Genomic DNA, 14,168 nt, shown 5'->3' with positions numbered 1-14,168 from the left:
AGAGATGGCGAGTGGGAACGGAACTGGGCTCGTCGGGGCGGTGAGAGCCGGTGCGGGCGGGGTCGCCACGGCGGTACTGGAGCGACCGCGCGAACCGGTGCCGGCGGGTGGCGGGACGACACCGTTCGCATTGTCCGCCGGGCTGTTCAGGACGGCGCGGCCGAAACAGTGGGTGAAGAACGTCCTGGTGGTGGCCGCGCCCGCGGCGGCGGGGGAGTTGTTCGTCCGGCACGCGCTGGTTCAACTGGCCATCGTCTTCATGCTGTTCACGGCAGCGGCTTCGGCGGTGTATCTGATCAACGATGCTCGGGACGCCGAAGCGGACCGGGCGCATCCGGTGAAGCGGAACCGGCCGGTGGCGGCGGGGCTGGTTCCCGTGCCGGTCGCCTATGCCGTCGGAGGGGCGCTGGCCGTGCTCGCGCCAACCGCGGCGGCGGTGCTGTGCAATCCCGTGACTGCGGCGCTGCTGACCGCTTATGTCGGGATGCAGTTGGCGTACTGCATCAGCCTCAAGCATGTGCTGGTCGTCGACCTGGTCGTGGTGACCACCGGGTTTCTGATGCGGGCGATGATCGGCGGGCTCGCGCTCGGGATTCCGCTGTCGCGCTGGTTCCTGATCACCACCGGTTTCGGCGCGCTGTTCATGGTTGCGGCCAAGCGGTACTCCGAGGCGGTCCAGATGGCAGGCAAGGCGGGGGCCACACGGGCGCTGCTGTCCGAGTACACGACGGGATACCTGCGGTTCGTATGGCAGTTGGCGGCCGGGGTGGCCGTACTCGCGTACTGCCTGTGGGCGATGGAGGAAGGGGGTGTCGCGCGCAGCAGTCTCTTGCCGTGGCGGCAGTTGTCGATGGTGGCGTTCATCGTCGCGGTTCTCAGATACGCGGTCTTCGCCGACCGGGGCACGGCGGGTGAGCCGGAGGACGTGGTGCTGCGGGACCGGGCGTTGGCGGTGATCGGGATTGTGTGGCTGGCGATGTACGGACTCGCGGTCGCGGACTGGTGAGGGGGCGGGCGTGGAGGCAGCGGGGGAAGGAGCAGGGGGCGTGGAGGGTGAGGTGAGGAGGGCCGCGGGAGTGTGGCGCCGAGTGGTGGCGCGGATGCGGGAGCTGGGTCCCGAGTTGGCGGGATTCGCGGCGGCGGGAGTGTGCGCGTACGCCGTTGACCTGGGGCTCTTTGTCTGGTTGCGCGGGCCGGTCGGGATGGATCCGATCTCTGCCAAAGCGCTGTCATTCGTGGCCGGATGCTCGGTGGCGTACCTGGGAAATGCGCTGGGAACGTACCGCAGAAGGACGGCCGGGGTGTCGCGGCTACGGCAGTACGGGGTGTTCTTCGCGGTGAACGTGGCAGGGGCGCTGGTGCAGCTGTTGTGCATCGCGGTGTCTCACTACGTGATGGGCCTCGACTCGCCTCGGGCGGACACGGTTTCGGGGGCAGGGGTGGGGATGGCCCTGGCCACGTTGTTGCGGTTCTGGGGTACGCGGACTCTGGCTTTCGGTGCGAGACCGAGTGAGAGGCCGGCCGGCGACAGGCCGGTCGGAGCGAGACCGGTCGAACCGGTCGATGAGGGCAGGCTGGGATCATGGACTGGCTGAAGAAACTCCCCGTTGTCGGGCCGTTGGTCGGCTGGCTGATGCAGACCCATGCCTGGAAGGCCTACGAGCGGCTGGACGAGGTGATCTGGGCTCGGCTGGCGGCGGCGATGACTTTCATCAGCTTCCTGGCGTTGTTTCCGCTCCTCACGGTGGCCGCGGCGATCGCCGCCGGAACTCTCGGCGCCGGCCAGCAGAAGCAACTCGAGTCGAAGATCAGCGAGCAGGTACCGGGCATCGCCGACCAGCTGGACCTCGGGGCGTTGATCGACAACGCGGGGACGATCGGGGTCGTGGCCGGAGCGCTGCTGCTGTTCACGGGCGTCGGGTGGGTCGGGTCGATGAGGGACTGCCTGCGGACCGTGTGGGAGCTGCCGGACAGTGAGGAGAACCCGATCCTGCGCAAGCTCAAGGACGCCGGGGTGCTGGTGGGGCTCGGGGGTGCGGGGCTGGCTTCGCTGGTGGCGTCGACGGTGGCGTCCACGGCGGTGGGGTGGACCGCGGATCAGTTGGGGCTCGACAAGGAGGGGTGGGGCGGGGCGCTGCTGCAGGTTCTGGCGTTCGCGATCGCGGTGCTGGCGGACTTCCTGCTGCTGTTGTACGTGCTGACGTTGTTGCCCGGGGTCCAGCCGCCGCGGCGGGATCTGGTCACGGCGGCGCTGATTGGGGCGGCCGGGTTCGAGCTCCTGAAGCTGTTGCTCGGCGGCTATATGAAGGGCGTTGCGGCGAAGAGCATGTACGGGGCGTTCGGGACACCGGTCGCGTTGCTGCTGTGGATCAACTTCACGGCGAAGCTGGTGCTGTTCTGTTCGGCATGGACCGCGACGGGGCGCGCTGCCTCGCGCGGGCGGGAGGAGGGGAGTCCCGAGTCCGATGGTTCTGGTGGCGCTGATGACCCCGGCGTCGTTGGTGACGGGGTGGGTTCTGGAGGGAGCTCGGTCGCGCCCGGGGCGGGTTCCGTCAGGGAGTCGAGGTCGGGGAGTTGAGGGGTTGCTCCGGTTGCTCCGGTTGATGCGCGGGCCTGCGGGGCGTAAGGGCCCGGGCGGTGCGGGGCCGCCGGGAGGGTGCGCCCGGCCGGTGTTGTGCCGGATCAGGCAGGTTGTGGCGAGGGTCCGGCCGTCGGTGTTCGAGGGCCCCTGAGCCGTTGCCGTCTGGGGGCGTGCTGGCCGCGCCGCGGGAACCTGCGGCGCCTAGGGCTCGCCGACCGCTGGCAGCCGGTCCCCGGATCCGGGCCCGGCCTCCGATCCGGGACCAGCCTCGGGTCCCCGGTCGTCCGGGACCAGCCTCGGGTCCCCGGTCGTCCGGGACCAGCCTCGAGTCTCCGGTCGTCCGGGACCAGCCTCGGGTCCCCGGTCGTCCGGGACCAGCATCGAGTCTCCGGTCGTCCGGGACCAGTCTCGGGTCCCCGGTCGTCTGGGTCAGCCTCTGGCCTCTGGCCCAGCCGGCGTCTGCCCCCGGCCCCCCGGGCCCCAGCCCCCGGCCCCCGAACCCCGGACCGGGCAGAAGCCAAGACCAGCGTAGGAGCAACTGCCCGTGACCAGCCCGGCTCGGAGTCGTGATCACCCAGCCCAGCCCAGCCCAGCCCAGCCCAGCCCAGCCCAGCCCAGTCAGACCCAAGGCTCCAACTAGGCCCGGTCAGGCCTCAACGCAGTGGAACTCAGCCCAGCCCAGCCGAGTTCTTCGACCCGCTCAGGACTTCGTGCGGATCGGCCACTTCTTGCGGACGGCGTAGACCGCGCCGGCCAGGACTACGAGGATGCCGCCCGTGATGGCGAGGGCGGTGCCGACGCCGCTGGAGCCGCCTGTGGAGACCGCGGCGTGGGCGGCGGGCTTTGCGGGGCCCGCGTCGCCCTGGGGGCTGGCCGCGCCGGCGGTGCCGGAGCCGGGGGACTCGGCGCTCTTCGGCGGGACGAGGGTGCCGACGGGGGTGACCTTGCCGTCGGCCTGGAAGCCCCAGTCGAGGAGGCGGGCGGTCTCCTTGTAGACGGCCTGGCTCTCGGTGGAGTCGGGGTTCATGACGGTGACGAGGAGGACTTTGTTGTTGCGTTCGGCGACGCCGGTGAAGGTGGCGCCCGCGTTGGTGGTGTTGCCGTTCTTGACGCCCGCGATGCCCTTGTAGGGGTCGAGGCCCGAGTCGCCGGTGAGGAGGCGGTTGGTGTTCTGGATGGCGAAGCGTTCGGTGGTCTTCCCCTTCTTCTGCTTCTTGGGGAACTCGGCGGTGGCCGTGGCGGCGTACTCGCGGAAGTCCTTCTTCTGCAGACCGGAGCGGGCGAAGAGGGTGAGGTCGTAGGCGGAGGAGTACTGGCCGGGGGCGTCATACCCGTCGGGGCTGATGACGTGCGTGTCGTCGGCCTGGAGTTCCTCGGCGTGGGCCTGCATGTCCTTGACGGTCTGCGGGACACCGTGGTTCATCGCGGACAAGACGTGCACCGCGTCGTTGCCGGAGCGCAGGAAGACGCCGAGCCACAGGTCGTGGACGGAGTAGGTGTAGTTCTCCTTGACGCCGACGAGGCTGGAGCCCGCGCCCATGCCGGCCAGGTCGGACAGGAGGACCTTGTGCGTCGTGGTCTTCGGGAACTTGGGGAGGAGCGTGTCCGCGAAGAGCATCTTGAGGGTGCTGGCGGGGGGCAGCTTCCAGTGGGCGTTGTGTGCGGCGAGCACGTTGCCCGACTCGGCGTCCGTGACGATCCAGGACTTGGCGGTCAGATCTTTGGGCAGGACGGGGGCGCCGGCCCCCAGCTTCACCTGGGTGCCCGACTTCCCGAGCAGGTCGCCGCCGATCTTCGACATGTCGGCCGGGGGTTTGGCCTTCGCGGAGCTCTTGGACGGCTTGTCGTCCGGCTGGTCCGCGGCGGAGGCGGGAAGCGCGGCAGTCAGGGACAGGGCGGTGGCCGTGAGCAGGACCGCGGAAGTCGTGAACAGCGTGGAGCGCAGCGGGCTCGTCGCGCGCGTGGGCTGCGTGGACTTCTTCATGTACGACATGTACGACGCATGGAAGGCAGACACGGTCGAGAACGTACATGTACCCGGCCCGTAAGTCTCCGCCGAGGTCTTCTGTGTCTCTCCGGCCCCACCCCGGCGGCGGTGCGCGAAGGCGGCTGGCGATACTGAACGTATGAAGCTCAGCCGCCCCGTCTCCTGGTTCCTGCTCGCCTTCGGGGTGTGGAGCTGGATCATCTGGATCACTTTCGTCAAGAACCTGTGGAAGGACGGCAGCGGCCTCGCCTTCGACGATGCCGGTGACCCGACGGCGTACTTCTGGGTGCATCTGACTCTCGCCGTTGTCTCCTTTGTGTTGGGGACGGTGGTCGGGGCCATCGGGTTCCGTGGTGTGCGTGCACTGCGGCGAACCTCATAGGGACAACAAGTGCAACAGGCGCAACACACGCAACATGCGCGATGGGCTGAACGTGCGGAATGGACTGAACGGGCGGTCGGGGTCATGGTCGTTGTCTTTGTGCTGATCGCCCTTGTCGCGCTCGCGGCGTTCGCGGGGCTGCATTACTACGCGTGGCGCCGCCTCGTGCGGGACACGACGGCGGGGCCGGGGTGGCCGAGACGCCTGGGCACGGTGGTGTTCGTGGCGGGGCCGGCGCTGATGTTCGCGGCGGTGGGGGCGGAGCGGGCCGGGGCGCCGTTTCTGCTGCAGCGGGTTCTGGCGTGGCCGGGGTTCCTGTGGATGGCGTTCTCGATCTACCTGGTGCTCGCGTTGCTGGTGGGAGAGGTCGTGCGGCCTCTGCTGCGGCGCGTACTCGATCGGACAGCACCGCCTGTCACAGCCCGGGCCCCGATCCCGCCGCCGGCACCGGAAAACCCGGCCCCAGCCGAACCCCCGGCCCAAACCGCAGCCCCGTCCGCAGCTCCATCCGCAGCCCCGTCCGCAGCCCCGTCCGCAGCCCCGTCCGCAGCTCCATCCGCAGTTCCGTCCGCAGCCCGCCCCGCTCACCCCACCCGCCGCCTGCTCATCGCCCGCTCCGTGGGGGCCGCAGCCACCGTCGCTGCCGTGGGCGTCGTGGGCAATGGCGCGTACGGCGTGCTGCGTGGGCCGAAGGTGAAGCGGGTCACCGTGCCGTTGGCCAAACTGCCCCGCGCGGCCCACGGGTTCAGGATCGCGGTGGTCAGCGACGTCCATTTGGGCCCCGTGCTCGGGCGGGGCTTCGCCGAGCGCGTCGTGGACACCATCAACGCCACACAGCCCGATCTGATCGCGGTCGTCGGTGACCTGGTCGACGGGAGTGTGGCGGACCTCGCTCCCGCGGTCGCCCCGTTGGCCCGGCTGCGCGCACGGCACGGCACGTTCTTCGTCACGGGCAACCACGAGTACTTCTCCGGCGCGGACGCGTGGGTCGCGCACGTCCGCGAGATCGGGCTGCGCCCGCTGGAGAACGCCCGTGTCGAGATGGGCGCCTTCGACCTCGCGGGCGTCAACGACATCAGCGGCGAGAACCACGACGAGGGCCCCGACTACACGAAGGCGCTCGGCGACCGCGACCGGTCCCGCGCCGCCGTCCTCCTCGCCCACCAGCCGGTGATGATCCACGAGGCGGTGCGGCACGGCGTCGACCTCCAGCTGTCGGGGCACACGCACGGCGGTCAGTTGTGGCCCGGCAACTTCATCGCCGACGCGAGCAATCCGACCCTGGCGGGACTGGAGCGCTACGGAGACACACAGCTCTACGTCAGCCGGGGCGCGGGCGCCTGGGGGCCGCCGGTCCGGGTAGGGGCGCCGTCCGACATCACGGTCGTCGAACTCGCCTCGAAGCAGGCCTGACCTCCCCCAGCCGCAGCCACCCCACCCGGATCCCACCCCACCCGGATCCGACCCCACCCGGATCCGACCCCACCCGGCCCCCCGGACCTCACCCCACCCCGCGACTCGTCTCAACGCCCGACGACGTGTCCCACACCCCGGACACCTCACGGACCACTCCTTCCGCCTCCCTTCCCCTGGCTCAAATTCCTGTGCTTGAGTGACCTCCGCCACTGGGGAGTGGCATGGGGAGGGACGCCGAATGCGCTCGGTTCGCGTACGGATCTTCGCGATGGTCATCGTGCTCGTGGCGGCAGGGGTGGGCGTCTGGCAGTTGCTGCCGGACAAGGACGATCCGGGCCGGACGGTCACGGTCGGCACGACGGACGTCATCACCTCGCTCGATCCGGCGGGGGCGTACGACGCGGGGTCGTGGGCGCTGTACAGCAACGTGTTCCAGACCTTGCTGACCTTCGACGCGGGTGGCACAACTCCCGTGCCGGACGCCGCGCGCAGCTGTCGCTTCGTGGGCGCGGGGCTGCGCACCTACCGCTGCGAGGTGCGCGAGGGCATCCGGTTCCCGAGCGGCCGGGCGATGACCGCGCAGGACGTGAAGTACTCCTTCGACCGGGTCAGGGAGATCCATGCGCGGGTCGGCCCGGCCTCGCTGTTCGACACGCTAGGCACTGTCGAGGCGCGCGGCCGCACGGTCACCTTCCACCTCTCCTCGCCCGACGCGACGTTCCCGTTCAAGGTCGCCACGGGCGCGGGGTCCATCGTCGACCGCGATGTCTACCCGGCGGATGTGCTGCGCGGTGGCAGCGGCGTGGACGGCACGGGCCCGTACACCCTGAAGACGTTCGAGCCGGGCAGCCGGGCGGCGCTCGTGCCCAACTCCCGTTACCGGGGTGCCGTCGAGGTCCCCGATCACCCCACCACCCTGCGCTATTACAAGGATTCCGCCGCGCTGGAGTCCGCCTGGAAGCGGCACGCTGTCGATGTTGCTGCGCGCCAGCTGCCGCCGGCGTTGCTGGCGACCCTGTCCACGGGCGATGCGAAGGAGCGGTTGACGGAGGTCGACGGCGCGGAGACCCGCAACCTCGTGCTGAACGTACGTGCCGGAAAGCCGCTGCACGACCGGGCGGTGCGGCAGGCGCTCGCGTCGCTGGTGGACCGGGACGAGCTGGTGGAGTCGGTGTACCAGGGAACCGTCGACTCGTTGTTCTCCGTGGTGCCACGCGGCATCACCGGCCACACGACCGCGTTCTTCGACACGTATCCGAAGCCGGACCCTGCGCGGGCGCGCGAGTTGTTGCTCCGGGCCGGGGTGACGACGCCGGTCCGTTTCGAGTTCGCGTATTCGCGCGGCGCCGCCTCCAGGGCCGAAGCGGCGGAGATCAAGCGGCAGTTGGAGCGGTCGAAGCTGTTCGAGGTGACGACCAAGTACTACGACTGGGCGAAGTTCCAGAAGCAATACACGGCGGGGAAGCTGGACGCGTACGCGGTGGGCTGGCTGCCCGATTTTCCAGATCCGGACACGTTCACCGCGCAGCTCGTGCGTACCGGGTCGGGCATGAGCAACGGGTACAGCAGCAAATCCGTGGACGAGTTGATCGTGGCAAGTCAACAGTACGAGGACCGCAGCCGCACACTTAAGGACTTTCGCCGGCTGCAGCGACTGGTGGCCCGGGACGTGCCGATCCTTCCGCTGTGGCAGCGCAAGGAGTACGTGCTGAGCACGGAGGACATCACAGGCGGCCAGTATCTGGCGGACGGTACGGGTGTGTTCCGACTCTGGCGGCTCGACTGGATATGACCGAATAGCGGTGTGGGAGCGCGCACGCAGTGACACCCGCAGTGCCCCTCACGCTGCACTATGTGACGAATCTGTGTTCATAATGTGGAGGAGGTGGCTACGTGTGTTGCGGCGCAGTGCGTTCAGACTGCCCCGACACCCGGCCTCGGTGGGGGTGGCGCGGCTGCGCGTACGCGATCACCTGGCTGTCTGGGGTCACACGGGCCCGGCCGATGCGCTCGACACCGCCGTACTGCTCGTCTCTGAACTGGCGACGAACGCGGTACGGCACGGGCCCGCGCGTGAGCGGGAGTTCGAGATCGCGGTGACGGTGCTCGCGGACGGCTCGTGCTTCATCGAGGTGTCCGACGAGTCCACGGCCGACCCCGAGATGAGGCCCCCACGCGCACCCGAGGACGAGAACGGCCGCGGCCTGCACCTGGTCGACGCGCTCGCCGAGGCGTGGGGCGTGTGGCATCGGGGCCGTTACGGCAAGACGGTCTGGGCGCTGGTGCGTTCCTGACCCCGCTCCGATGAACCGGGCCCTGCCCCCGCCCTCTCCGTACCGAGACCGAGACCCAGACCCAGACCCAGACCGCCACACGCCCCCCGTGCCCCTGCCGCTGCCCCTGCCCCGCTCAGCCCCTCCGCCGGCGCCCCGCCGGCTTCCCGCGGTGGCGCAGTGCGAACAGGCTGCCGCCCGCGAGGGCCGCGATCGCCGCCGAACCGCCCAGCGCCCAGCCCTCCCCGTGCTCGGTGGGCCGGTTCGCAGAAGAGGCGCCCGGGGCGCCCGCCGCCGGTGACGCGGACGGCTTCGGCTGCTCGCTCAACGGCGTGACCAGTTCGCCGACCGAGCTCACCTTGCCGCCCGCCGCGAAGCCCCAGTCCAGGAGCGCGGCCGTCTCCCGGTAGACCGCCTCGTAGCCGGACTTCGGGTGCATGACGGTGACCAGGAGCGTGCGGCCGTTCCTGGTCGCGGCGCCGGTGAAGGTGTTGCCGGCATGCGAGGTGTAGCCGTTCTTGACGCCGATGAGGCCGTCGTACGCGGCGATGCCCAGGCCGGTCAGCAGCCGGTCGGTGTTCTGGATCTGGAACGTCTTGCCGCCGCCCGCCGGGAAGTCGGCGACCTTCGTGGCGCAGTACCCGCGGAAGTCGTCGCTCTTCAGCCCGGCGCGGGCGAAGAGGGTGAGGTCGTACGCCGACGAGAGCTGGCCCTTGTGGTCGAAGCCGTCCGGGCTGACCACATGGGTGTCACCGGCCTGGAGGTCCTTCGCGCGGGCCTGCATCGCCGCGACGGTCTTGTCGACGCCGCCGTACATCGAGGCGAGGACGTGCACCGCGTCGTTCCCGGAGCGCAGGAAGACGCCCTGCCACAACTGGTCGACGGTGTACGTCGTGCCGGCCTGGACGCCGACGAGGCTGGAGCCCGCCGGGATCCCGGCCAGGTCCTCGGCCGTCACCCGGTGCTTCAGATCGTGCCCGAAGGTGGGCAGGACGGTGTCGGCGAAGAGCATCTTCAGCGTCGACGCGGGCGGCAGCGCGCGGTGGGCCTGGTAGGAGGCGAGCACTTCACCGCTGTCGTTGTCGGCGACGAGCCACGCTTTCGCGGCGAGTTCCGGCAGTTTGGGCGCCCCGGTGCCGCGCCGTACCTGCACGCCGGACGCGGCGAGCCGTGCGCCCCCGACGGCGGTCGCGGCGGACGCGTGCTGTGCGGGCAGAGCGAGGGCGGCCGCCGCGCCGAGGCCCATGCCTAGGGCGCTGCGGCGGCTGAACTGCGGGGACGTCGAGGGCGCGCTGGATGCGGTGGTGCCGGGCATCCCGTGACGGTACCGGCCCAAGCTGAGGCAAAGGTAAGAGGGGCCCGTCGGGCGACGCTACGACTCGGTCCGCGTCATGCCCGGCAGGAAGTCGATGAACAGTTCGTGCACCTCGAGGACGAGCGGCCTCAGCACCCGGAACCGGGCGAGCGCGACGCCCCGCGTCGTCAGCCGGGCTCCCCGCTCGGCGAGCCGCCGGCTGCGTTCGCGTCCCTCGGAGCTGTCGAAGACCCAGTAGAGGACGAGCCCCATCTGGGACAGCCACATCAACTCCGGAAGGATCTCCGCCAGTTCGGCGGGGACCTTCGCCTTGGATCCGGCGAGCACCTCGCGGTGCAGGGCGATCGAGGCCTCCCGCGCCGGCTCGGACTCCGCCGAGAACGGGCTGAGCGGCGAGTCCGGGTCGGCCGCGTTCTTGAAGAACTGGGCCGCGAACTCGTGGTACGGCTCCGCGATCTCCAGCCACACCCGCAGCACCCCCGCGAGCCGCGCCTGGAGATCGGTCTCCTGGTCGAGGACGGACCGGACCGCCACCTCGTGCTCGGTGGTGATCCGGTCGTAGAACCCCTGGATGAGGTGTTCCTTGCCCGCGAAGTAGTAGTACGCGTTGCCGACGGAGACTCCGGCCTCCTGGGCGATGGCCCGCATCGTCGTCTTGTCGTAGCCCCGCTCCCGGAACAGCCGCATCGCGGTCTCCAGGATCAGCGCCCGCGTCTGCTCACTCTTGGCGCCCTTGACCTCTGCCTTGGTGTCCGCCTTGACGTCCGCCCTGGCCTCCGCCTTGTCTGTAGCCACGATCAGAGCCTAATCGGCCCCGCGGCAACCGCTGTCACAGGCAGCCGGCTCGCCCCCATGTCTGTACGCCTCGTAGAACCAGCCGTCCTTCGGGTCGTACGTCCAGCCGTCCGCCCGCCGGTACGCCCCGCCCCCGGCCACTCGCCCCCGGTGGAGCTCCCGGTACTTGGCGGCGCCGAGCACGACCTGCTTGGCGACCTTCATCCCGGCGGGTGTGGCCATCCGGTGGGCCGTGGCCCGGTGTTCGCGCAGCGCCCACATGCACACGACCCAGGCGGCGGAGCCGCGGTAGATCTGCCCGCTGTCCCCGACGACGGTGATATCGCCGAGGGTGGCGGCGTGGTCGAGCCCCGGGAAGCGCCCCCGCGCCTCCTCGGAACCCGCGGGAACGAACTCCAGCGGCACCAACTGCCGCTGCCGGCCCAGCCAGCCCCGCGCGAAGGCGCACAGCGGGCACTGCGCGTCGTACAGGACGGTGAGCCCGCGGACCGGGGCGTCCCCCCGGGCGCCCCGGTCCGCTTCCCCCATGACTCCCACCGCTGTCACGCCCCGGCCACCGGAGCGGCCCATCCCTGCGGCGGGACCGGCGGCCGCTGCTCGCGCTCCATGACGCCGCGCCGCCGGATCTTGTTGAGGACATAGACGTTGCCCAGGTGCATCACGCCGAGGACGAGCAGCACCACGCCGAGCTTGGTCGACAGGGCCTCGAAGATCCCGCGGGCGTTGTCGATGGTCCCGTCGCCGCTGAGGTAGAGGGCGACGAATCCGAGGTTCACCAGATAGAAGCCGACCACCAGGAGGTGGTTGACGGCGTCGGCCAGCTTCTCGTTCCCGTGCAGCACGTCGGAGAGGAAGACCCTGCCGTTACGGCTCAGGGTGCGGGCCACCCAGATGGTCAGCCCGATGCTGACGACGAGGTAGACGACGTAGGCGACGACTGTGAGGTCCATGCCCCACCCTCCTTGAACGCGTTCAAAAACGCTGACAGGACTGAAGATAGCCCTGTTTTTGAACACGTTCAAGCGAGAGTCGTCGTACGTGACGGGGGTCTCAGGAGGGGTGCGTCAGCCGTGCTGCGGAATGCTCAATTCCGGGCCAGCTCCGGGCGCTTGAGGTAATCGGTGAACCCGATGACGTTGCCCCACGGGTCGGCGATCTCGACGACGTACCCGGTGGAGGTGGAGAAGGGCGGGTCGAGCGGGGTGATGCCCGCCTCCCCCAATGAGCGGGCCACGGCGCGGGCGTCGGGCACCTCCAGCCAGAGCCGCGCCGCGGGCCACGGCGGCGGCCGGTGCCCGTAACCGTCCTCCGCGCGCAGCAGCAGGCCGGGCGTCTCCTTGCCGACCGAGAGCAGCGCGATGCCGGCCTCGTCGAGGCGGAACTTCACGGGGAGCCCGACGCGCTCGTAGAAGGCGACGGCCTCGGGGAGGTCGCCGACGGGGAGCAGGGCGTTGTCGAAGCCGAGGGTCTCCAGCTCAAGTGACATACCGTCAGATTAGCCATGGATCGGGTGAATCGCCGTACATGCGGTCAATGGCGAATGCGTGGCGCCCCGGTCACCGCCGTCATCAGGCAGTACACCGAGGTCGACGCGGCGAGGAACATGATGTTGTTCTTGGCGCCGCCGAACACGATGTTGGCGACCGGTTCGGGGGTCAGGAGCCGGCCGAGCAGGGTGCCGTCCGGGTCGTAGCAGTGCACGCCGCCGTCCATGGCGGCGGCCCACAGGCGCCCCTGGTCGTCGAACCGGATGTTGTCGAACCGCCCGAGCCCCTCCCGCATCTCGGCGAACACCTTGCCGTCGGAGAGGGTCCCGTCGTCGCGTACGTCGAAGACGCGCAAGACTCCGGAGCGCGTGTCGGAGACGTACAACTGGCTCTCGTCGAGCGAGAGGACGAGCCCGTTGGGCGCCCCGAAGCCGTCGGCGGCGAGCCGCACCTCGCCGCTGCCGGGGTCGATCCGGTAGACGTTGCCGGCGCCGATCTCGGACTCGGCGCGGAATCCCTCGTAGTCGCTGGTGATCCCGAAGTCCGGGTCGGAGAACCACACCGACCCGTCCGAGCGCACCACGGCGTCGTTCGGGCTGTTGAGCCGCTTGCCGCCCCAGGCGTCGGCGAGCACGGTGATCCGCCCGTCGTGCTCGGTCCGGGTCACCCGCCGGTTGCCCTGTTCACAGCTGATGAGCCGGCCCTCGCGGTCCAGGGTGTTGCCGTTGCTGTGCCCCGCGGGGGAGCGGAAGACGCTCACGGCGCCGCTGGTCTCGTCCCAGCGCAGCAGCCGGTCGTTCGGGATGTCGCTCCAGATGAGCTGGCGCCAGGCGGGCAGGTAGACGGGACCCTCGACCCAGCGGCCCTCGCTGTGCAGGACCTGCATGAAGTGGTCGCCGTCGGCGCAGCGGCCGGTACGGAAACGGTCGTCCAGGATCTCGTACGAAACGGGGACTCTCTGCGTGGACACGGTCATCCTCCGAAGCTGCGAACCGAATATGGTCCTGTCGGAGTCGACTATGGCAGAACGAGATATGGTCACGCCATGGAAAACGTGGACGGCATCGACCGGAAGCTGATCGCGGCGCTGCAGCGGGACGCGACGACGGCCTACGCGGCGCTCGGCAAGGAGGTGGGCCTCTCGGCGGGCGCCGCCCACGAACGCGTACGCAAACTGCGCGAGCGCGGCGTCATCCGGCGCACCACGGTCGACGTCGACCCGGCCGCGCTCGGCCAGGGAGTCCTCGCCTTCGTGATGGTCGATTCGTCGGTCTGGATGGGCGAGTCGGCGGCTGCCTTCGCGGCGATCCCCGAACTCGTGGAGGCGCACGTCATCGCGGGCAGCGCCTCGGTCCTGGTGAAGGTGCGCACCGCCACGACCGGACAACTCCAGGACGTACTGCGACGGTTGTACGCGATCGAGGGAGTGAGCGGGACGCAGGCGACGGTGGCCCTGGAGACGTTCTTCGAGCGCCCTGTGGCGGCGGACGCCGGCTGATTGTCAGTGGCGCCCCGTAGCGTCCTCGGCATGGGAACGGTGACGTTCGTCGACGAGACGACATCAGGGGACAGGGGCGCGGCCTTCGGGCTGGAGATCGCCGAAGAGCGGCTCACCGCGCGCGAGTTGATCAGGCGACGGGTCTTCCAGGAGGTCGCGGAGTTCAACGCGCGCTCGGCGGACCAGGTCTTCCAGGGCCTTGTGCAGCCGCAGGACACGGAGCGCGTGCTGAACGGGTACGCGTTGCGCACCCCGCGCCGTATCGACCCCGAGGCCCAGACGGAGCGCGCGCTGACCGCGTTCGCCGGGAACGGGTTTCTGGTGCTGGTCGGCGACCGGCAGGTCACGGACCCGGACGAGCAGATAGAGCTGCCGCTCGGCGTCGAGGTCACGTTCCTCAAGCTCGTTCCGCTGGTGGGTGGCTGACCGTGGAC

Annotated in this window: 16 protein-coding genes; 9 read left to right on the top strand and 7 right to left on the bottom strand. The window is 70.1% G+C overall.

Translation table 11 applies throughout. The features are described 5' to 3' along the window. The first annotated feature begins 4 nt into the window (after positions 1–4). The 3 genes from AB0J02_RS29770 (at position 5) to AB0J02_RS29760 (ending at position 2,578) form a co-directional block, all read left to right on the top strand. The gene (locus AB0J02_RS29770) at positions 5–1,006 is read left to right on the top strand and encodes a decaprenyl-phosphate phosphoribosyltransferase (protein ID WP_363196932.1); all 1,002 of its coding nucleotides are present in this window, start codon (positions 5–7) and stop codon (positions 1,004–1,006) included. A 94-nt stretch (positions 1,007–1,100) separates the two neighbouring features. Continuing rightward, entirely contained in the window at positions 1,101–1,595 is a 495-nt protein-coding gene (locus tag AB0J02_RS29765) for a GtrA family protein (RefSeq protein ID WP_363196931.1), read from the top strand. Next, the gene (locus AB0J02_RS29760; protein WP_363196881.1) at positions 1,583–2,578 is read left to right on the top strand and encodes a YihY/virulence factor BrkB family protein; all 996 of its coding nucleotides are present in this window, start codon (positions 1,583–1,585) and stop codon (positions 2,576–2,578) included. Before AB0J02_RS29765 ends, AB0J02_RS29760 begins: the two co-directional genes overlap by 13 nt. 703 nt (positions 2,579–3,281) lie before the next feature. On the opposite strand, the gene AB0J02_RS29755 is transcribed toward AB0J02_RS29760, so the two are convergent. Beyond that, positions 3,282–4,565 carry a D-alanyl-D-alanine carboxypeptidase gene (locus AB0J02_RS29755; RefSeq protein WP_363196930.1) on the bottom strand — a complete coding sequence of 428 codons (1,284 nt, stop codon included), beginning with the start codon at positions 4,563–4,565 and terminating at the stop codon, positions 3,282–3,284. Between the two features lie 142 nt (positions 4,566–4,707). Between AB0J02_RS29755 and AB0J02_RS29750 the strand changes: the two genes are divergently transcribed. The 4 genes from AB0J02_RS29750 (at position 4,708) to AB0J02_RS29735 (ending at position 8,660) form a co-directional block, all read left to right on the top strand. Then, positions 4,708–4,950: a hypothetical protein gene (locus AB0J02_RS29750; protein ID WP_363196880.1), complete on the top strand. Its 243-nt coding sequence runs from the start codon at positions 4,708–4,710 to the stop codon at positions 4,948–4,950. A gap of 84 nt (positions 4,951–5,034) precedes the next feature. Then, complete coding sequence (locus AB0J02_RS29745; RefSeq protein WP_363196879.1) at positions 5,035–6,363, top strand: metallophosphoesterase; 1,329 nt, start codon at positions 5,035–5,037, stop codon at positions 6,361–6,363. A 241-nt stretch (positions 6,364–6,604) separates the two neighbouring features. Beyond that, complete coding sequence (locus AB0J02_RS29740; RefSeq protein ID WP_363196878.1) at positions 6,605–8,158, top strand: ABC transporter substrate-binding protein; 1,554 nt, start codon at positions 6,605–6,607, stop codon at positions 8,156–8,158. Positions 8,159–8,261: 103 nt separating this feature from the next. Beyond that, the gene (locus AB0J02_RS29735; RefSeq protein WP_363196877.1) at positions 8,262–8,660 is read left to right on the top strand and encodes an ATP-binding protein; all 399 of its coding nucleotides are present in this window, start codon (positions 8,262–8,264) and stop codon (positions 8,658–8,660) included. Positions 8,661–8,775: 115 nt separating this feature from the next. Here the strand turns inward: AB0J02_RS29735 and AB0J02_RS29730 are convergent, their stop codons facing one another. From AB0J02_RS29730 to AB0J02_RS29705, 6 genes are all read right to left on the bottom strand, one after another. After that, a complete protein-coding gene (locus AB0J02_RS29730; protein WP_363196876.1) occupies positions 8,776–9,954 on the bottom strand; it encodes a serine hydrolase in 1,179 nt (392 codons plus the stop codon). Between the two features lie 57 nt (positions 9,955–10,011). Further along, positions 10,012–10,641, bottom strand: coding sequence for a TetR family transcriptional regulator (locus AB0J02_RS29725; protein ID WP_363196929.1), 630 nt, complete (start codon positions 10,639–10,641; stop codon positions 10,012–10,014). A gap of 117 nt (positions 10,642–10,758) precedes the next feature. Then, a complete protein-coding gene (locus AB0J02_RS29720) occupies positions 10,759–11,277 on the bottom strand; it encodes a DCC1-like thiol-disulfide oxidoreductase family protein (protein ID WP_363196875.1) in 519 nt (172 codons plus the stop codon). 14 nt (positions 11,278–11,291) lie between these two features. Beyond that, a complete protein-coding gene (locus tag AB0J02_RS29715) occupies positions 11,292–11,699 on the bottom strand; it encodes a hypothetical protein (protein ID WP_363196874.1) in 408 nt (135 codons plus the stop codon). Between the two features lie 134 nt (positions 11,700–11,833). Continuing rightward, positions 11,834–12,235 (bottom strand): VOC family protein, encoded by a 402-nt coding sequence (locus AB0J02_RS29710; protein ID WP_363196873.1) that lies wholly within the window; start codon positions 12,233–12,235, stop codon positions 11,834–11,836. A 44-nt stretch (positions 12,236–12,279) separates the two neighbouring features. Continuing rightward, positions 12,280–13,206 carry an SMP-30/gluconolactonase/LRE family protein gene (locus AB0J02_RS29705; protein ID WP_363196872.1) on the bottom strand — a complete coding sequence of 309 codons (927 nt, stop codon included), beginning with the start codon at positions 13,204–13,206 and terminating at the stop codon, positions 12,280–12,282. Positions 13,207–13,290: 84 nt separating this feature from the next. Between AB0J02_RS29705 and AB0J02_RS29700 the strand changes: the two genes are divergently transcribed. Both AB0J02_RS29700 and AB0J02_RS29695 read left to right on the top strand, forming a co-directional pair. Further along, complete coding sequence (locus tag AB0J02_RS29700; RefSeq protein WP_363196928.1) at positions 13,291–13,734, top strand: Lrp/AsnC family transcriptional regulator; 444 nt, start codon at positions 13,291–13,293, stop codon at positions 13,732–13,734. A gap of 30 nt (positions 13,735–13,764) precedes the next feature. Further along, entirely contained in the window at positions 13,765–14,160 is a 396-nt protein-coding gene (locus AB0J02_RS29695; RefSeq protein ID WP_363196871.1) for a hypothetical protein, read from the top strand. Positions 14,161–14,168 lie beyond the last annotated feature (8 nt).

It is taken from the genome of Streptomyces sp. NPDC050264, from assembly GCF_040655895.1.
Classification (GTDB): domain Bacteria; phylum Actinomycetota; class Actinomycetes; order Streptomycetales; family Streptomycetaceae; genus Streptomyces.
Note: the sequence above shows the minus strand (reverse complement) of the source record. Positions and strands in the feature narration are given on the sequence as shown.